This is a genomic window from Rhodococcus koreensis, from assembly GCF_900105905.1.
Classification (GTDB): Bacteria; Actinomycetota; Actinomycetes; order Mycobacteriales; family Mycobacteriaceae; genus Rhodococcus_F; species Rhodococcus_F koreensis.
Genome location: NZ_FNSV01000005.1, coordinates 2,217,674 through 2,236,186 on the forward strand (window position 1 = coordinate 2,217,674; position 18,513 = coordinate 2,236,186).

Here is an 18,513-nt window from a genome sequence, read left to right on the forward strand (position 1 = left end):
AGTGCACCGGAGTACGCGTCGGCACTCACGTGAGGTTCTAGTCTCAGCACGTGACCCGATGGTTGATCGTCCTCGCGATATGGATCCACGGACTGGGCGCTCTCGCCCTGACCGTCGCTGTGGCCACGGGATGGTGGTGGTTCGCCGCCCTCCTCCTGCTCGCGACTGCCGCTCTGGGCACGTGGGACCTGCTGCAACGGCGGCACAGCGTTCTGCGGAACTACCCGGTGCTGGGGCACGCGCGGTTCCTGCTGGAGAAGATCCGCCCCGAGATCCAGCAGTACTTCATCGAATCGTCCACGGATGGAACACCCTTCGACCGCGACACCCGCGACCTCGTCTACGAGCGCGCCAAGGGCACGCTCGCCGAGGAGCCGTTCGGCACCGAGCGGGACGTCCACGCCGTCGGCTACGAGTTCATGGTCCATTCGCTGCGCGCACGGATGGCCCCGCCCGAACCGCCGACCGTCCGCCTCGGCGGACCGGACTGCGAACAGCCCTACGACATCGCGCTTCTCAACGTGTCGGCGATGAGCTTCGGCTCGCTCTCGGCCAATGCCATCGAAGCCCTCAACGCCGGGGCCGCGCGGGGCGGGTTCGCGCACGACACCGGCGAGGGTGCGATCAGCCCCTACCACCGCAAGCACGGCGGCGACCTGATCTGGGAGATCGCGTCCGGCTACTTCGGCTGCCGGGCGGAGGACGGCCGGTTCGACCCCGCCAAGTTCGCCGAACACGCGGCACTCGACCAGGTGAAGGCGATCTCGATCAAACTGTCGCAGGGCGCGAAGCCCGGACTCGGCGGGGTGCTGCCCGGCGCGAAGGTGTCGAGGGAGATCGCCGAGACGCGCGGCGTGCCGGTCGGGAAAACGGTGATCTCCCCGCCTGCGCACACCGCGTTCTCCACCCCGAACGGGCTCATCGACTTCATCGTCACCCTGCGGAAGCTCTCCGGCGGCAAACCCGTCGGGTTCAAACTGTGCGTTGGATCGCGCATCGAGTTCCTCGGCATCTGCAAGGCGATGCTCGAACGCGACGTCACCCCGGACTTCGTCATCGTCGACGGCTCCGAGGGCGGAACCGGTGCGGGTCCAGTGGAATTCGAGGACAACATGGGCATGCCCCTCACCGAGGGGCTGATGCTGGTGCACAACGCGCTCACCGGCACCGGCCTGCGGGTCCGCGTCAAGATCGGCGCGTCCGGGAAGGTCGCCAGCGCATCCGACATCGTCAAACGGATCATCCAGGGCGCCGACTTCACCCTGGCCGCCCGCGCGATGATGTTCGCCGTCGGGTGCATCCAGGCGCAGATGTGCCACACCAACCGCTGCCCCGTCGGGGTGACCACCCAGGACCCGGCGCGGACCCGCGCACTCGACGTCCCCGACAAGGCGGCCAGGGTGTTCCGGTTCCAGAAGTCGACGGTGGCAGGCGCCCGGCAGATGGTGGCGTCGATGGGCCTCGACAGCTTCGACCAACTGACACCGGCGATGCTCAACCGCCGGATCGACGGCGTCACCACCCGCACCTACGCGGAACTGTACGAGTGGCTGATGCCCGGCGAATTACTCGAGGACCCGCCGTCGGATTGGCTCACCGACTGGATCGATGCCGACTCGACTCGCTTCTGACGTCGTTTTTTCGTCGAACTGAACGTCGGCGCAATAGGGTGACGGGGGCCACAAAAGATGTGGCACCTGTCGACGGCGTCGCCCCTGGCACACAATGACGACGGGGACGCCGGGAAGGAGTTCGCGATGGCCCTGAGAGCCGCCCCCGAATCCGAGGTCGAGTACCTGAAAACGGATCCGGATCTGCCGCCGGTCGGCGTCGTGGACCGCACCCCGATCTCACCGGCGGCGCGGATCACGTTCGCGGTCCTCGGCCTTCTCGGCGGCATCGCCTGGGTGATGATCGCGTTCGTTCGCGGCGAGAACATCAACGCCGTCTGGTTCGTCGTGGCCGCCGTCTGCACCTACCTCATCGCCTACCGCTTCTACGCGCGGTTCATCGAGCGCAAACTCGTCCAACCCCGTGACGACCGGGCCACGCCCGCCGAGATCCTCGAGAACGGCAAGGACTACATGCCGACGGATCGGCGGGTGCTGTTCGGGCACCACTTCGCCGCCATCGCCGGCGCAGGCCCCCTCGTCGGCCCCGTCCTCGCCGCCCAGATGGGTTACCTGCCCGGCACGCTGTGGATCATCATCGGCGTCGTCTTCGCCGGAGCCGTCCAGGACTTCCTCGTCCTGTGGATCTCGACGAAACGCCGCGGCCGCAGCCTCGGCCAGATGGCGCGCGACGAACTCGGCGTCGTCGGCGGTGTCGCCGCCATGATCGGCGTCTTCGTCATCATGATCATCCTCATCGCGGTGCTCGCCCTCGTCGTCGTCAACGCGCTCGCGGAAAGCCCGTGGGGTGTCTTCTCCATCGCCATGACCATCCCGATCGCCCTCTTCATGGGCGTCTACCTGCGGTACCTGCGCCCGGGCAAGGTCGCGGAGGTGTCGCTGATCGGCGTCGTGCTGCTGCTCCTCGCCATCGTCTCCGGCGGCTGGGTGGCCGACACCGGATGGGGCGCCGACTGGTTCACGCTGTCCAAGGTGACCATCGCCTGGCTGATGATCGCCTACGGTTTCGCCGCCTCCGTCCTGCCCGTGTGGCTGCTCCTCGCCCCGCGCGACTACCTGTCGACGTTCATGAAGATCGGCACGATCGTCCTGCTGGCCATCGGCATCCTGGTCGCGCAGCCCGCCATCAAGATGCCCGACGTCACGACGTTCGCCATCCAGGGCAACGGCCCCGCCTTCGCAGGTTCGCTGTTCCCGTTCCTGTTCATCACGATCGCGTGCGGCGCGTTGTCCGGCTTCCACGCCCTCATCTCCTCCGGCACGACGCCCAAACTGCTGGCGAAGGAAAAGCAGATGCGGCTGATCGGCTACGGCGGCATGCTCACCGAGTCGTTCGTCGCGATCATGGCGCTCGTCACCGCGTGCATCATCGACCAGCACCTGTACTTCGCGCTGAACGCGCCTGCCACCCTCACCGGCGGAACCCCCGAGACGGCCGCGACGTATGTGAACAGCCTCGGACTCTCCAGCCCGAACATCTCCGCGGACACCCTCGCGCAGGCCGCGGCGGGCGTCGACGAGGAGTCGATCATCTCGCGCACCGGCGGTGCCCCGACGCTCGCGTTCGGCATGTCCGAAGTGCTCAGCCAGTTCCTCGGCGGCGCTGCCCTCAAGTCGTTCTGGTATCACTTCGCGATCATGTTCGAGGCGCTGTTCATCCTCACCACCGTCGACGCCGGCACCCGGGTCGCCCGGTTCATGCTGTCGGACTCACTCGGCAACTTCGGCGGACCCGCCCGCAAGTTCAAGGATCCGTCGTGGCGCATCGGCGCGTGGGTGTGCTCGCTCGCCGTCGTCGGACTGTGGGGCGCCATCCTCCTGATGGGCGTCACCGACCCGCTCGGCGGCATCAACACCCTGTTCCCGCTGTTCGGCATCGCGAACCAGTTGCTCGCCGCGATCGCGCTGACGGTGGTCCTCGCCATCGTCATGAAGAAGGGCCTGTTCAAGTGGGCCTGGATTCCCGGTGTTCCCCTCGTCTGGGACCTGATCGTCACCATGACCGCGTCCTGGCAGAAGATCTTCTCCGGCAACACCTCCGTCGGCTACTGGTCGCAGCACGCCGCGTTCAAGGAGGCGAAGGAAGCGGGCAAGACCAGCTTCGGATCCGCCAAGACCCCCGAGGCCATCGACGCCGTCATCCGCAACACGTTCATCCAGGGCACCCTGTCGATCGTGTTCGCCGGCCTCGTTCTCGTCGTCGTGGTGGCCGGAGCGCTCGTGTGCCTCAAGGCGTTCCGGGCCGGTGGACTGCCGACCACCGAGGCACCCGAGGAACCGTCGAAGATCTTCGCACCGGCCGGGTTCGTCACCACCGCCGCCGAGAAGGAACTCGACAAGGAATGGAACGAACTCATCGCCTCCGGCGCGGTTCGCGCACCCGGCGCGGCACACACCCACACGGACAGGGCACATCATCATGATGAATAGGGTCGTGGGGGCCGTCCGGACCGCCTGGTGGTGGACGGGGGCGCTGATGGGCGACCACGACTACAGCAGGTACGTCGAGCACCTTCGCCGCCACCATCCGGACGCCGAGGTGCCGAGCGAGCGGGAGTACTGGCGAGCGCGCTACGCGGACGCCGACGCCAACCCGGGCGCCCGCTGCTGCTGACCTCACCGTGCCGGCCCGGCGTTCCCCAGTACTGTCAGTACTGATCGGCTGAGCAGACACGGCAGGGAGGACCATCTGTGACGGAGAAGGAAGCCCCGGCACCGTCCGGGAGCGCGGTCACGAAACCGGACCGCGGGCACCTCATCGGGGTGGGTGCGATGTGGCTGGCCAAGTGGTCGCTGGTCCTCGCGGCAATCGCGCTGGGCGCGTTGCTGTTCGGATGGATCATCGAGAAGCTGTGGGTGATCGTCCTCCCCGTGCTGCTGGCGGTGGTGGTGTGCACGGTGCTGTGGCCGCCGACGCGCGCGATGACGAAGCGACGCATCCCCCCGGCGGCGGCCGCCGCGACGACGCTCGTCGTGTTCATCGCCGTCGTCGCCGGGATCATCGCCGGCATCGTGCCGTCCGTCGTCAGGCAGGCCCCCGAGCTGGCCAACAAAGCCACCCAGGGCATCAACCAGGTGCAGGACTGGTTGAAGGGTCCACCGATCAACCTGCAGGACGATCAGATCGACCAGGGCATCCACACGATCATCGTGAAGGTCCAGGAGAGTGGAACGGTCATCGCGTCCGGTGTGTTCACCGGTGTCAGCACCGCCAGCTCGCTGCTGATCACGCTCGGCCTGGTGCTGGTGCTGTCGTTCTTCTTCATCAAGGACGGCCCCCGGTTCATCCCGTGGCTGCATTCCGTCAGCGGCGGCCGCGCGGGCCGTCACCTCGAAGAGGTGCTGGGCCGCATGTGGGACACACTCGGCGGTTTCATCCGCACCCAGGCACTGGTCAGCCTCATCGACGCCGTCTTCATCGGCGCCGGACTGGTGATCCTCGGCGTGCCGCTGGCACCGGTCCTCGCGATCCTGACGTTCATCGGTGGCTTCATCCCGATCGTCGGTGCCTTCGTCGCCGGCGCACTAGCCGTGTTGGTCGCGCTGGTCGCCAACGGTCTCACCACCGCGGTGATCGTGCTGATCATCATCCTCGTGGTGCAGCAGATCGAGGGCAACGTGCTGCAGCCGGTACTCCAGAGCAAGAGCATGAAACTGCACGCCGTCGTGGTGCTGCTCGCCGTCACCGCCGGTGGTTCCGTGTTCGGGATCGTCGGAGCCTTCCTCGCGGTGCCCGCCGCCGCCGTCGCCGCCGTGGTGGTGCGCTACATCGGTGAGCAGATCGACGAGCACAGCGCCGAAAGCAACATCCCCGACGCCGTCGCCGCGAACGAAGACCTCGACGACGCCGAACGGGAGGGCGTCACCGTCGACGAGACCGCCGTCGCGTCCAAGCCGGACTGACCGGCGGTCAGCCGGCCACCATCTCCACGGCGGAGCCGGTGCGTCCGCGGATCACGTGCAGCCTGCTCGGGATTCGCTGACGCAGCTCGTCGACGTGACTGACGATGCCCACCACCCGGCCGCCGTCACGCAGCTCGTCGAGGACGCCCATCACCGAGTCGAGGGTGTCAGCGTCGAGGGTGCCGAATCCCTCGTCGATGAACATCGTGTCGAGCACGACGCCACCCGACTCGGCCGCCACCACATCGGCGAGACCGAGCGCCAGCGACAGCGACGCCAGGAACGACTCACCGCCGGACAGGGTCTTGGCCGACCGCACCACCCCGGTGTAGTCGTCGCGGATGTCCAGTCCCAGGCCGCCGCGACGGCCTCGCGGACCGGCCTCGTCGCTGTGGACGAATTCGTAGCGCCCGGCCGACATCCGGCCGAGTCGCGCGGACGCCGACACCGCGACCTCTTCCAGCCGGGCCGCCAGCACATACGACCGCAGCGACATCTTCCTGGCGTTCTGGCCACGGCCCGCGATCACCTCGGCGAGCGCGGCCAGCTCCTCGTGCGCGGCCTGCATCGGGGCAATCGTCTCAGCGGTCTTGTCGAGCTGACCGACGTACCGTTCCAGATCGAGCAGTCGGCGCTCGGCGTCGGACGCCGCAGCGACGGCGACGTCCACGACCTCCGCCGCCGCGTCGTGAGCCTGCTGGACGGCCGCCAATTCCACGGGTTCCGCGTCGGCGACAGCGGCGACCTCGGGGTCGTCGAGGACGCGGCGCGCCCCGACCTCGGCATCCCGCGCCGCCGTCAGGGCAGCCTCGATCTCACCCCAGCGGGCGGCCGGCCGGACCGCGGCCACGGCGTCGTCGATGCTGCCGAAACCGGCGTCCCCGGCGAACGCGCCGGCCTTGGCCGCGAGTTCACGGGCCGCGGACTCTGCTCCGGCGCCGGCGTCCCGCGCGTCCAGCAGTTCCGATGCCGCATCGGCGAGGGCGTCGAGTCGGGCGCGCCGGTCCTCGACGCTCGGGTCGTCGCCCGCCGCCTGACTCACCCGGGCCCGGATCTCCCCGAGCTGGGTCCTGCTCGCGGCGATCCGCTCGGCCACCGTGGCGGCGTCGGCTCCGACGTCCCGCGACCGTTCCTGCAGCCGGCTCTCGCGGTCCCGCAGTTCGGCGAGAGACGCGGACCGGTGCTCCACCTGGTTGCCGAGCGCAGTCGCCTCCCCCACCGCCGTCTCCGCGGCCGAGAGTGCTTGCGCGAGTTCGTCCGCGTCGCCGTCGCCGCCGCGCTGCACGAGCACGTCGATCGCGCGTTCGGCGGCGCCCAGTTTCTCGGTCGCGGTCGTCAACGCCGCCGCGGCCTTCTGCTCCGCCGCGCGTGCCTTGTCCTCGTCGGCCTTCGTGACCGACAGCTCGGACGGTTCGGCGGGCTGCGGATGCTCGGGTGAACCGCACACCTGGCACGCGACACCGTCTTCGAGCGTGCCCGCCAGTTCGGCGGCCATGCCCGCGATCCGGCGTTGCAGCAGGTCGAGCCAGTGTTCGCGCGCGTCCTGGTGCTGCTCCCGGGCCTCGAGCGCCGCGCCCTCGAGGCGATCCCGCTCGACGCGGCGGGTGCGGAGATCCGCCGCCGCGGAGGCTGCGTCGGCTGCCCGGTCCCGGGTGTCGACCAGGCCGGGCAGCGCGGCGCGGGCCTTCTCCGCCGAGTCGAGAGCCTTCTCTGCTTCCCGCAGGGCGAGTGGCAGTTGGTCCCGCTCCCGCGACAGTGCGGCACCGGTCTCGGTGAGTTCGGCCTGCCGGGCGCGCAATTGCTCCACCTCGACGGCGAGGCGTTCGGCGGCAACGGATTCGGCGAGTGCCCCGTCGAGGCGCACGATCTCGTCACGCCAGGTGCGGATACCGGCCCGGATGTGTTCGCGTTCGTCTGCGGTCGGCGGCCAGGACAACTCCGCAACGAGGTCGGCGCCGCCCACCGTCGCGCGCAGTCCGTCGGTGATCGCCCCGACGTTCCGCGCTGCGGCCGCGGCCTTGGCCCGGGCGGCGTCGGCGTCTCGCGCCACCGTCGCGACCGGTTCTGCCCGGCGCGCATCCGCCAGTTCGGCGACGAGTTCGGCCCGCTGGTCGGCACCCGCTGCGTGGGTGTCGAGTTCCGTCTCGGCTCGCCGCCGGCGGTTCTGCAGTTCGAGGACACGGCGCGCCTCGGTGAGCGCGTCACGGGCAACCTTCGCCCGGCTCTTGGCCTTCTGCAGGTCGTCCGCTGCCAGGTCGCGGGTTTCGCGCGCCTCGTCCTCGAGCTTGTGGGCCCAGGTCACCGGATCGGCGTCGGCGCCGCCCTCGATCCCGGCAGCGGTCGCGACCCTCGCGAGCAGCACGTCGACGGCCCGCTGGTGCTCGTCGAGTTCGTGGGCGCTGGTGCGCCTGCGGTCGAGGAACCACTCCTCCACCGTCTCGAATCGGGTGGTGTCGAACAGCCGCTCCAGCAGCTGACCGCGCTCCTCGGTGTCGGCGCGCAGGAACTTCGCGAACTCGCCCTGCGGCAGCAGCACCACCTGGAAGAACTGGTCGGCGCTCATCCCCATCAGCCGCCCGACCTCGTCGGCGATGTCGGGGATCCGGGACAGGTTCTCGCCGTGACCGTCGAGCCACGTCAGCGTGGCCTTCGCGTTTTCCTTGATCGTCCCCGACCCGCGACGCTTGGGCCGCTCGAACTCCGGGCTGCGGACGAGCCGCAGATGCCGGCCGGCGATCGTCGCCTCGAGCGTCACCGTCGGAACGGATCCGGCGGGCGCGTGGTCGGACAGGAGGCGCTTGCCGTCCTTCCGCGCCCCGGGCACGGTGCCGTAGAGCGCGAACGCCACCGCGTCGAGGACCGTCGTCTTGCCGGCCCCGGTATGACCGTGCAGCAGAAACAGCCCGTCCGCACCGAGCCGATCGAAGTCGACTTCCACAGATCCGGCGAACGGCCCGAAGGCTTCGACCTCGAGTCGATGCAGCCTCATGCCGTCTGTTCCAGCGCGACGACCTCGGCGGTGTCCTCGCCGGTCCGGTCGGCGTAACCGAGAGCGGCCTCCACGAGCCGGATCTCGCCCGTCGTCGGTTCGCTGCGCAAATCGGTGAGGAAGCTGCGGGTGATCTGCAGATCACTGCGCCCGTGCACCTTGTCGCGGTACCGCAGATCGTCGGCGCCGTCCGGGCGTTGCCACTCGAGGTGGACGGCGAACGGGAACCGGGTCTGGAGTGAGCGCATGGCGTCGACCGGACGTTCCGGGTCGGTGAGCACCGCCGACACGTAGCAGTCCTCGGCGTCGCGGAACGCGTCGTCCTCGAGCAACTGCTGCACCGTCCCGGTCAGCTGCTTCAGACCGCGGACCACCGGCAGATCGACCCGCTCGACGGAGTGCAGTCCGTCGGCGTCGAGGTCCACCAGGAAGACGGCCTTGCCGTGGGTGCGTTCACCGAACGAGTACGGCAGCGGCGAACCCGAGTAGCGGATGTTCTCGGTGAGGGTCTGCGGCGAGTGGAGGTGGCCGAGCGCGACGTAGTCGACCCCGCCGAAAGCCGAAGCCGACACCGTTTCGACGCCGCCGACGGAAATGGACCGTTCCGACCCGGTGGCCTCCGCCCCCACCACGAACGCGTGGGCCAGCACCACCGATCGGGTACGCGGTGCGTTCTCGCGGCGCGCATCGAGGTCGGTGTGGACACGGCCCATCGCGGCGTCGAGGATCTCGGCGTGTGACCGGGCGGACGGCACGTCGAGTTGGGCGCGGGTGATCTCGGGCTCGAGATAGGGAATGCCGTAGAACGCGACGGGTCCGTGCGCGTCCTCGAGCACGACGGGCGCGCCGATCCCGGCGACCGTCGTCATGAGGTGCAGCCCGCCCGCCCGGGAGAACGCGGCACCCGCGCCGAGCCGTGCTGCGGAATCGTGGTTGCCGGACGTGGCGACGATGAGCGCGCCCGCGTCCCGGATGGCTTCGAATCCGCGATTGCACACGGTGACGGCGTCCGCGCTGGGGATCGACCGGTCGTACACGTCTCCGGGAACGACGACGACGTCCACACCGCGCTCGGCGACGAGAGCGGCGATCGCGTCGAGCACACGGGCCTGGTCGGTGAGCAGGTCCACCCCGTGGAACGTGCGTCCGATGTGCCAGTCCGAAGTGTGCAGGATCCTCATGTCCCGAGACCGTAGAGCACGGTGCCGACAACCTCGAACACCTCGGCCGCGTGGCGTCCGAGCGATTCGACGTGTCGGTGGGCGGGTGCACCATGAGCCACACGAATGCACTCGCTGCACTCGGAATGCTGCCGGCGCCGGCCGCGGTTCGGCGCGCCGCCGCCCGGGCGTGGATGGAGTCCCGGGTCACAGTCACCGCCCGCAAGCTCCACGACCTCCACGTGTTCGACGGCGACGTCACCGAGGTCAGCGCCGTCGATTCGTGGCCGCGACGCACAAATCTCGGGGATCTCTCGGGCTCCACCGGTCACGCCAACGGAGCTAGTCAACAAGTTGCCGCTACTGTCGTTGTGTGTCTGCAACCCAACGTGCTCGCTCTGGGGTGCCGCTCGACAGGCGGTCGATTGTCCCTACGGTCCCCGGTCTCCCCTGGTGGGGTGTCATTCTCCTGGCCGTCGGAGTCAGCTTTGTCGGATTCGCTGTCGATGCGGCTCGTGGCACCGAACTCACGGCGGCGTTCTCCACCTTCTACTTCCTCGGCTGTGTCCTCGCCGTGGCGGCTGCCGGCAACCGGGCCCTGTTCACCGCGATCGTCCAGCCGCCGCTGATCTTGTTCGTCGCGGTGCCGCTCGGGCAGAGCCTGATCGCGGAGGAGAACAGCACCGCACTGAAAGACCTGGCGATCAACGTCGCGTATCCGTTGGTCAACCGATTTCCGGTGATGCTCGCCGCCACCGTGGTGACGCTGCTGATCGGTGGGCTCCGCCTCTTCCTGCTGCAGCAGCGCACGACCGGTCCTGCGCGGACCTCGGAGCGGCGCCGTGCGCAGCGGGCGCCCCGCACCGCCCGTCCCCGGCGCGCAGCCGAAGGGTCGGAGCAGTCCCCGCCGCCGCGTCGGGCGCGGGACAGGGACACCTCGAGGGACGCCGCACGGGAGCACCCTCGGTCGTCGCGACGGGCAGCCACACCGCCGCCCCGCCGCTCGTCCTCGTCGGGCGGGCGCACAGCGCCTCCACCACCGATGGTCGACCGGGCAGCGCAGGCGCCCCGGTCGGCACCGCCGCGGACCACGCAGGCACCGCGATCGGTCCCGCCGCGGACCACACCGCGGCCGCGGCCCGACAACGACGTGCCTGCCCACCCCATTCCGCAGGTGCGCTACCGCGACCGGTACGAGCCGCCGTTCGAGTCGGAGCAGCCCCGCTAGAGGGGCGACAGCGCCGGTAGCGGGCCGATCAGGTCCGCGCGGCGCGAAGCTCGCGCGGCAGTGCGAAGACCAGCGTCTCGTTGGCCGTGGTGACCGGCTGGACGTCGTGGAATCCGTGCTCGTCGAGCAGATCGATCACACCCCGCACCAGGATTTCCGGCACGGACGCGCCCGACGTGATCCCCACCGTCCGGACACCGTCGAGCCAGGCCGGATCCACTTCGCGGGCGTAGTCGACCAGATACGACGCCTTCGCGCCCGCACCCAGCGCGACCTCGACGAGGCGAACCGAGTTGGAGGAGTTACGGGATCCGACGACGATAACGAGATCACATTCGGGGGCCATCGCCTTGACCGCCACCTGACGGTTCTGGGTGGCGTAGCAGATGTCGTCGCTCGGCGGGTCCTGCAGACTCGGGAAACGCTCCCGCAGTCGGGCGACCGTCTGCATCGTCTCGTCGACGCTCAACGTGGTCTGCGACAACCAGATGACCTTCGATTCGTCGCGGACCGTCACGGCGTCGACGGAATCGGGGCCGTCCACGAGTTGCACGTGATCGGGGGCCTCGCCGGCCGTGCCCTCCACTTCCTCGTGGCCCTCGTGGCCGATGAGGAGGATGTCGAAGTCGTCGCGGGCGAAACGCTTGGCTTCCTGGTGGACCTTCGTGACCAGCGGGCACGTGGCGTCGATGGTGCGCAGATTGCGTGCGGCGGCCGATTCGTGGACCGCGGGAGACACGCCGTGCGCGGAGAACACGAGCAGCGCACCCTCGGGAACCTCGTCGGTCTCGTCGACGAAGACCACCCCCTGGTCGCTCAGCGTCTCGACGACGTGGCGGTTGTGGACGATCTCCTTGCGCACGTAGATGGGGGCGCCGTGCTTCTCGAGCGCCTTCTCCACCGTTTCGACGGCGCGGTCCACGCCGGCGCAGTAGCCGCGGGGCTCCGCGAGCAGTACGCGCTTCCCGCCGTCGGCACGCGACGCTCCCGAATCTGCCGAACGTGTGATACCCACATTGAGTGGAACAGCCGAAGACATGGTTCCAGACTACGGGTCACCCCGGACGGACGACACTTTCGCGGGGCCTCGGCGGGGTAGTGTGCGCATCGTCGCACCGAAGTCGTCGACGCTGTGGGCACGTCGGCTACCCAAACGTGCCGTTGTCAGGCAGGCTGTGGGAATGATTCGTCCCCCGTTCGTGGCGCGTGTCGCCGCCGGAATCGCCGTGACGGCCGTCGAAGAGGCCAGGAAACTGCCGACCACCGCGGCGACCCTGCCCATGACCGCGGTCAGTCAGGTGCTGCAGACCACGATGCGCGTTCAGCAGTCCATGACGGCACTGGCCATCAAGGGCGACCAGGCCTTCGCACTCATCAACTGGACCCACGACGACGAGCAGCCCGCATGGGCCGTCTTCGACGAGGACACCGATCCGGCGCCCGGCGTCGACGGCGCCGCCGAGGAGCGGTCTGCCGGACCGGGCCGCTTCGCGCTGTACTCGCTGAGCCCGCAGGACGAGAGCGCACCCGAGAAGGTCTCGGCCCCGAGGGCGGCACCCGCCGCCACCAACGGCGCCGCCACCACGAAGACGGCGAGCAAGAAGCCCGCCGCCGCCCGGCCTGCCGTGGCCGAACCCGAGATCGCCGTGGTCCTCGACTACGGCACCCTGACCCTGGCCCAGTTGCGGGCACGTCTGCGCAACCTGTCCGTCGAGGACCTCACGGCGCTGCTGGACTACGAGAACGCGACCCTGGCCCGCGCGCCGTTCCAGACCATGCTGACCAACCGCATCACCACCGCCAAGGCCAAGTGACCTCCGCACAGCCCCGCGCAACCAGTACCGGACCGAGTACCGCCGAGCAGCCGTGGCCGGTCCGCACCGTGTCGGCCAAGGTCGCACAGTGGATCGACCGGCTCGGGAGTGTCTGGGTTGAGGGACAGATCACCCAGATCAACGCCCGTCCGGGCACCCGGACGGCGTTTCTGGTGCTGCGCGACCCGTCCGTCGACATGTCGCTGTCGGTGACCTGCTCCCCGCAGTTGCTGCAGAACTCCCCCGTCCCGCTCACCGAGGGCAGCCGGGTGGTGATGTTCGGCAAGTTGTCGTTCTACACGGGCCGCGGATCGGTCTCGTTGCGGGTCACGGAGATCCGCGCGATCGGGATCGGTGAACTCCTGGCCCGGATCGAGCGGTTGCGCGCGCTGCTGGCCGCCGAGGGCCTGTTCGATCCTCGGCTGAAGCGTCCGCTGCCGTTCCTGCCCGGCACCATCGGGTTGATCACCGGTCGTGCGAGCGCCGCCGAGCACGACGTCCTCAGCGTGGCGCAACGCCGCTGGCCCGCCGTGCGCTTCGAGGTGCGCAACACTCCGGTGCAGGGCGCGACCGCGGTGCCGCAGATCCTCGACGCGTTGAAGGAATTGGACGCCGACCCGCACGTCGACGTCATCATCCTCGCGCGCGGCGGCGGCAGCGTGGAGGATCTGCTGCCGTTCTCCGACGAGACGCTGTGCCGGGCGATCGTCGCGTGCCGCACCCCGGTGGTCAGTGCCATCGGCCACGAACCGGACAGTCCGCTCAGCGACCACGTCGCCGACCTGCGGGCCGCGACACCGACGGACGCCGCCAAGCGGGTGGTGCCGGACGCCGTCGCCGAGCAGGCACTCGTCGGCGAACTGCGGTCGCGGAGCGCGGCCGCCCTGCGCAACTGGGTGCAGCGCGAGTCGCATCTGATCTCCCAGCTGCGCAGTAGGCCGGTCCTCGCGGACCCGTTGCGCGCACTCGACCACCGGTCGGACGAGGTCGAGCGGCTGCGGGAGGCCGGGCGACGTGACATCAGCCGGGCGATCGCCGCGGAGAGCACCACGATCGAGCACCTCCGGGCAAGGCTGACGACCCTCGGGCCCGCCGCGACCCTGGCCCGCGGCTACTCCGTGGTCCAGCGGATCGTGCCGGACGGCGACCCGGAGGTCCTGCGTTCGGTCGACGACGCCCCGCCGGGAACCCAGATTCGCGTTCGAGTCGCCGACGGCGCAGTCCGCGCCGCGGTGATGGGAAAGGACAAGTAGGAACATGAGCAACCCCACCGGAAACGACACCGACATCGCGGAGCTCGGTTACGAGGCGGCGCGCGACGAGCTCGTCGACGTGGTCAAGGTGCTCGAACAGGGCGGCCTCGACCTCGACGCGTCACTCGCGCTGTGGGAGCGCGGCGAGGCGCTGGCCAAACGCTGCGAGGAGCACCTCGCGGGCGCCCGCAAGCGCGTCGAGACTGCCCTCGCCCACGCCGAGGACGAGGGCTGACACTCGTCGTCAGGCGGCGAGGATCGGGGCGTCGGCCGCCGCGGTGGTGAGCTGCTCGAACGCCTCGGGTGACGCACTGCCCGTGACGAGGAGCCGGACGTCGCCGAAATCGGACACCCAGATCGGTTCGACACCCTCCCCGCCGTACACGATCCAGCTGTGACCTGCGACGTCCTCGGTGCCCGTCGCCGTCCGCGGACCACCCGCGACGAACGGCACGAGCACCGTCTCGACGGCGTTGCTCTGCGTCAGCTGGATGTAGCGGCCGGCCTCGGTGATGAATCCGACGGTGCTCGAATCGCCGCCGCCGTCACCGCTGACGATGCTGCGGCTGCCCGAGTTGGGCGTCCAGCCCTCCGGCGTCTCCGGCTTGCGCACCGGGAACGGCAGGTCCTGCGCGTCGTACTTCAGCGCCGCGTCCACGTCGAAGCTGGGAATCGGGCCACTCGTGGGTCCGCCCGGGCTGAACGTGCACTGGCTGGCGATACCCGCGATCAGCACACAGAACAGGACAAGGGGTACGAGCGACCACACCATGTCGCGGTTGTTGTGCAGGATGCGGGGTTTATCAGATGCCACGCCCACCAGTATCCAGGGTCGGTCCCGGAACAACGATTCTCGGTCCCCTGATTCGCGCCCCAGCAGCGCACGTCACACTTCTTTCTGGGAGAATCAGCAGCGAGATCCACCCGACACTCGGCGGCCGACGGCCACCGACACAGCGTCGACGTACAACGTCGACCGTGACTGCACCAGGAGGCACTGCCCATGACGGCTAGCACCACTTCGAGTCGCCGCGAGGCCCCGGACCGAAATCTTGCTCTGGAATTGGTCCGAGTCACCGAGGCTGGTGCGATGGCTGCCGGTCGCTGGGTCGGCCGTGGCGACAAGGAGGGTGGCGACGGCGCCGCCGTCGACGCCATGCGCCAGCTCGTGAGCTCGGTCTCGATGCGCGGCGTCGTCGTCATCGGCGAGGGCGAGAAGGACGAAGCCCCGATGCTGTTCAACGGCGAGGAAGTCGGCAACGGCGACGGACCCGAGTGCGACTTCGCCGTCGACCCGGTCGACGGCACCACCCTGATGGCGAAGGGCATGCCCAACGCGATCGCCGTCCTCGCGGTCGCCGAGCGCGGCGCGATGTTCGACCCGTCCGCGGTGTTCTACATGGAGAAGATCGCCGTCGGTCCCGACGCCGCCGATGTCATCGACATCACTGCGCCCGTCGCCGAGAACATCAAGCGTGTCGCGAAGGTCCGCAAGGCGTCCACCTCCGACGTGACGGTCTGCATCCTCGACCGTCCCCGGCACGCCGGACTCATCCAGGAGGTCCGGGACACCGGCGCCCGCATTCGCCTCATCTCCGACGGTGACGTCGCGGGTGCGATCGCCGCCGCGCGTCCGGACTCGGGCACCGACATCCTGATCGGCACCGGTGGAACCCCGGAGGGCATCATCGCCGCCGCCGCCATGCGCTGTATGGGTGGTTCGCTGCAGGGCCGGCTGGCCCCGACGGACGACGCCGAGCGGCAGAAGGCCATCGACGCAGGCCACGACCTGGACCGCGTGCTGACCACCGAAGATCTCGTGTCCGGTGAGAACGTCTTCTTCTGCGCCACCGGCGTCACGGACGGCGACCTTCTCCGCGGTGTCCGCTACTACGGTGGCGGCGCTTCGACGCAGTCGATCGTGATGCGGTCGAAGTCGGGCACCGTCCGCATGATCGACGCGTACCACCGTCTGGAGAAGCTGCGCGAGTACTCGTCCGTGGACTTCACGGGCGAGGACGGCGCCATCCCGCCGACGTTCTAGGACCTTCGGCCTCGTGCGCCTTTCCGGTAGCAGCAGCAACCGGAAAGGCGCACGGGGAGCACCCCCACGACGCGCTCGAAAGTGGCATGTTTGACGCATGACCGAGAGCAACGAGCAGCAGTACCGGATCGAACACGACACCATGGGCGAGGTGCGGGTGCCCGTGGATGCGCTGTGGCGCGCGCAAACTCAGCGCGCCGTCGAGAACTTCCCGATCAGCGGTCGAGGTCTCGAGCGCACCCAGATACGCGCGATGGGTCTGCTGAAGGCAGCCTGTGCGCAGGTCAACAAGGATCTCGGGCTCCTCGACGCCGAGAAGGCGGATGCCATCATCGCCGCGGCGGGCGAGATCGCCGAGGGCAAGCACGACGACCAGTTCCCCATCGACGTCTTCCAGACCGGTTCGGGCACCAGTTCCAACATGAACGCCAACGAGGTGATCGCGTCGATCGCCGCGGCGAACGGTGTGGTCGTCCACCCCAACGACGACGTGAACATGTCGCAGTCGTCCAACGACACCTTCCCCACCGCGACGCACGTCGCGGCAACCGAGTCGGCGGTGAAGGATTTGCTGCCCGCCCTCGACCACCTGCGCCTCGCCCTGCTCGACAAGTCCACCGAGTGGAAGACCGTCGTGAAGTCGGGCCGCACCCACCTCATGGACGCCGTCCCGGTGACCCTCGGTCAGGAGTTCGGCGGGTACGCCCGTCAGATGGAAGCCGGGATGGAACGGGTGGTGGCCTGCCTTCCGCGGCTCGGTGAGCTGCCCATCGGCGGCACCGCGGTCGGGACGGGACTCAACGCCCCCGACGGATTCGGACCGAAGGTCGTCGCCGAACTGGTCAAGGCGACGGGCGTCGACGCCCTCACCCCGGCGAAGAACAGCTTCGAGGCGCAGGCCGCGCGTGACGGACTGGTGGAGGCGTCCGGCGCGCTGCGCACGATCGCGGTGTCCCTGACCAAGATCGCCAACGACATCCGCTGGATGGGGTCCGGTCCGCTCACCGGTCTCGGCGAGATCCGTCTCCCCGACCTGCAGCCCGGCAGTTCGATCATGCCCGGCAAGGTCAATCCGGTTCTCCCGGAGGCCGCCACCCAGGTTGCCGCACAGGTGGTCGGCAACGACGCCGCGGTCGCCTGGGGCGGTGCGGCGGGCGCCTTCGAACTCAACGTGTACATCCCGATGATGGCGCGGAACCTGCTCGAATCGCTGACGCTGCTGTCCAACGTGTCGCGACTGTTCGCCGACCGGTGCGTCGTGGGGCTCGTCGCGAACACCGAGCACCTCAAGACCCTCGCGGAGTCGTCGCCGTCCATCGTGACGCCGCTGAATTCCGCGATCGGGTACGAGGAGGCCGCGGCCGTCGCCAAACAGGCGCTGAAGGAGAAGAAGACCATCCGCGAGACCGTCGTCGACCGCGGTCTGATCGGCGACAAGCTGACCGAGGAAGAACTCGACAAGCGTCTCGACGTGCTGGCGATGGCAAAGGTGAAGGACTGACCCCGGCCGACGCGAGAGGGCCCGCACTCGAACCGAGTGCGGGCCCTCTCGCGTCGAAGTCCTACAGCAGCGCGGACAGCTCGTCGCGGGCCTTCTCGCCCTCGGTGCCGAGGTCGGTGCGTCCGGCGATGTTCCACGAGCGGAGCAGCGGGGCGAACACCTTCTCCCCCTGCCGGGCGGGGTCGTAGATGCCGGCCTCCGCGAGCACCGCGGTGCTGTCGGTTCCGCCGGGCAATGCCACGCTCGGCACGTCGAACGCGACGATCCGCGAGGCGATGGCGCGCATCGTCTGGTCGGGCACCAGCTCGAACGCCGCCTCGACGACGTTCCGGTAGAACAGCGACTGCAGTTCGTCGTCCGAGGCCAGCCGCTCGGCAATCACGGCTACCAGCGGGTCCTCACCGAGCGCGGCCGTGTTGTGATGACGCACGGCCGCGGCCTTCTCCTCGAATGCAGAGTTCGCGAGCATCTCGATCAGATGCATCGGCGGCATCGCGTAACCGCGGACCATCTCGTCCATCCGGGCGCGCTCGAGGGCGACGGGATCGACGGCGCGCGTCACCATCAGGTAGTTCCGGAGCACGATGGAGTGCCGGTTCTCCTCCGCGGTCCAGCGGCCGACCCAGCGCCACCACGGGCCCACCAGGGCCAGGTGCTTGGCGATCTCACGGTGGTATGCGGGCACGTTGTCGGCCACCAGCACGCCCACCGTCAGCGCGAGTGCCTCGACGTCGCTCAGGGTCGACTGATCTGCCGACCAATCCGTTCCACCCATGAACGCGAAGTTCTTGCCCTGGTCCCACGGAACCAGATCGTGCGGCTGCCAGCCGTCCGCCTCGGCGATGTGACGTGTGAGGTTTTCGTCCACCACCGGGGCCAGCTCACTGAGCAGCTGCGAGTCGTTTTTTTCAATCGGCATCCGCACACCGTAGCGTCCGCGGCCCGGAGCCGGGTCGACCACCGGTGGATTCGACGTGAACAACGCCGGCG

General features: G+C 69.2%; 15 protein-coding genes. 10 read left to right on the top strand and 5 right to left on the bottom strand.

Annotated elements, in window-relative coordinates:
- Positions 1 to 50 precede the first annotated feature (50 nt).
- The 4 genes from BLV94_RS15010 to BLV94_RS15025 all read left to right on the top strand — a co-directional run bounded on the left by BLV94_RS15010 (position 51) and on the right by BLV94_RS15025 (position 5,534).
- Entirely contained in the window at positions 51 to 1,631 is a 1,581-nt protein-coding gene (locus BLV94_RS15010; RefSeq protein ID WP_072940645.1) for an FMN-binding glutamate synthase family protein, read from the top strand.
- Between the two features lie 126 nt (positions 1,632 to 1,757).
- Positions 1,758 to 4,061: a carbon starvation CstA family protein gene (locus tag BLV94_RS15015; RefSeq protein ID WP_072940737.1), complete on the top strand. Its 2,304-nt coding sequence runs from the start codon at positions 1,758 to 1,760 to the stop codon at positions 4,059 to 4,061.
- Positions 4,054 to 4,245: a YbdD/YjiX family protein gene (locus BLV94_RS15020; RefSeq protein WP_043826878.1), complete on the top strand. Its 192-nt coding sequence runs from the start codon at positions 4,054 to 4,056 to the stop codon at positions 4,243 to 4,245. The genes BLV94_RS15015 and BLV94_RS15020 overlap by 8 nt, the downstream gene beginning before the upstream one ends.
- Before the next feature lie 77 nt (positions 4,246 to 4,322).
- Positions 4,323 to 5,534, top strand: a complete 1,212-nt coding sequence (locus BLV94_RS15025) for an AI-2E family transporter (protein ID WP_072940647.1) — start codon at positions 4,323 to 4,325, stop codon at positions 5,532 to 5,534.
- A 7-nt stretch (positions 5,535 to 5,541) separates the two neighbouring features.
- On the opposite strand, the gene BLV94_RS15030 is transcribed toward BLV94_RS15025, so the two are convergent.
- Together BLV94_RS15030 and BLV94_RS15035 are read right to left on the bottom strand one after the other, a co-directional pair.
- Positions 5,542 to 8,523, bottom strand: a complete 2,982-nt coding sequence (locus BLV94_RS15030) for an AAA family ATPase (RefSeq protein ID WP_072940649.1) — start codon at positions 8,521 to 8,523, stop codon at positions 5,542 to 5,544.
- Positions 8,520 to 9,704: a metallophosphoesterase family protein gene (locus tag BLV94_RS15035; RefSeq protein WP_072940650.1), complete on the bottom strand. Its 1,185-nt coding sequence runs from the start codon at positions 9,702 to 9,704 to the stop codon at positions 8,520 to 8,522. Before BLV94_RS15035 ends, BLV94_RS15030 begins: the two co-directional genes overlap by 4 nt.
- 352 nt (positions 9,705 to 10,056) lie before the next feature.
- Between BLV94_RS15035 and BLV94_RS15045 the strand changes: the two genes are divergently transcribed.
- Complete coding sequence (locus BLV94_RS15045) at positions 10,057 to 10,911, top strand: DUF6542 domain-containing protein (protein WP_072940654.1); 855 nt, start codon at positions 10,057 to 10,059, stop codon at positions 10,909 to 10,911.
- A gap of 28 nt (positions 10,912 to 10,939) precedes the next feature.
- Here the strand turns inward: BLV94_RS15045 and BLV94_RS15050 are convergent, their stop codons facing one another.
- Positions 10,940 to 11,950, bottom strand: a complete 1,011-nt coding sequence (locus BLV94_RS15050; protein WP_072940657.1) for a 4-hydroxy-3-methylbut-2-enyl diphosphate reductase — start codon at positions 11,948 to 11,950, stop codon at positions 10,940 to 10,942.
- 142 nt (positions 11,951 to 12,092) lie between these two features.
- Here BLV94_RS15050 and BLV94_RS15055 point away from each other — a divergent pair, with 142 nt between their 5' ends.
- From BLV94_RS15055 to BLV94_RS15065, 3 genes are read left to right on the top strand one after another with little or no spacing between them, the layout of a single operon-like run.
- Positions 12,093 to 12,725 carry a lipid droplet-associated protein gene (locus BLV94_RS15055; RefSeq protein WP_072940660.1) on the top strand — a complete coding sequence of 211 codons (633 nt, stop codon included), beginning with the start codon at positions 12,093 to 12,095 and terminating at the stop codon, positions 12,723 to 12,725.
- Complete coding sequence (xseA, locus tag BLV94_RS15060) at positions 12,722 to 13,978, top strand: exodeoxyribonuclease VII large subunit (RefSeq protein WP_072940662.1); 1,257 nt, start codon at positions 12,722 to 12,724, stop codon at positions 13,976 to 13,978. Before BLV94_RS15055 ends, xseA begins: the two co-directional genes overlap by 4 nt.
- A 4-nt stretch (positions 13,979 to 13,982) precedes the next feature.
- A complete protein-coding gene (locus tag BLV94_RS15065; RefSeq protein WP_015889667.1) occupies positions 13,983 to 14,213 on the top strand; it encodes an exodeoxyribonuclease VII small subunit in 231 nt (76 codons plus the stop codon).
- 9 nt (positions 14,214 to 14,222) lie between these two features.
- Here BLV94_RS15065 and BLV94_RS15070 read toward each other — a convergent pair whose 3' ends face one another.
- Positions 14,223 to 14,792: a DUF4245 domain-containing protein gene (locus tag BLV94_RS15070; protein ID WP_009479114.1), complete on the bottom strand. Its 570-nt coding sequence runs from the start codon at positions 14,790 to 14,792 to the stop codon at positions 14,223 to 14,225.
- A gap of 189 nt (positions 14,793 to 14,981) precedes the next feature.
- On the opposite strand from BLV94_RS15070, the gene glpX reads away from it, so the two are divergent.
- Both glpX and BLV94_RS15080 read left to right on the top strand, forming a co-directional pair.
- Positions 14,982 to 16,022, top strand: a complete 1,041-nt coding sequence (glpX, locus tag BLV94_RS15075) for a class II fructose-bisphosphatase (RefSeq protein WP_072940665.1) — start codon at positions 14,982 to 14,984, stop codon at positions 16,020 to 16,022.
- A gap of 97 nt (positions 16,023 to 16,119) precedes the next feature.
- A complete protein-coding gene (locus tag BLV94_RS15080) occupies positions 16,120 to 17,523 on the top strand; it encodes a class II fumarate hydratase (RefSeq protein ID WP_072940668.1) in 1,404 nt (467 codons plus the stop codon).
- A 61-nt stretch (positions 17,524 to 17,584) separates the two neighbouring features.
- Here the strand turns inward: BLV94_RS15080 and BLV94_RS15085 are convergent, their stop codons facing one another.
- Positions 17,585 to 18,442, bottom strand: a complete 858-nt coding sequence (locus BLV94_RS15085) for an acyl-ACP desaturase (RefSeq protein ID WP_072940740.1) — start codon at positions 18,440 to 18,442, stop codon at positions 17,585 to 17,587.
- Positions 18,443 to 18,513 lie beyond the last annotated feature (71 nt).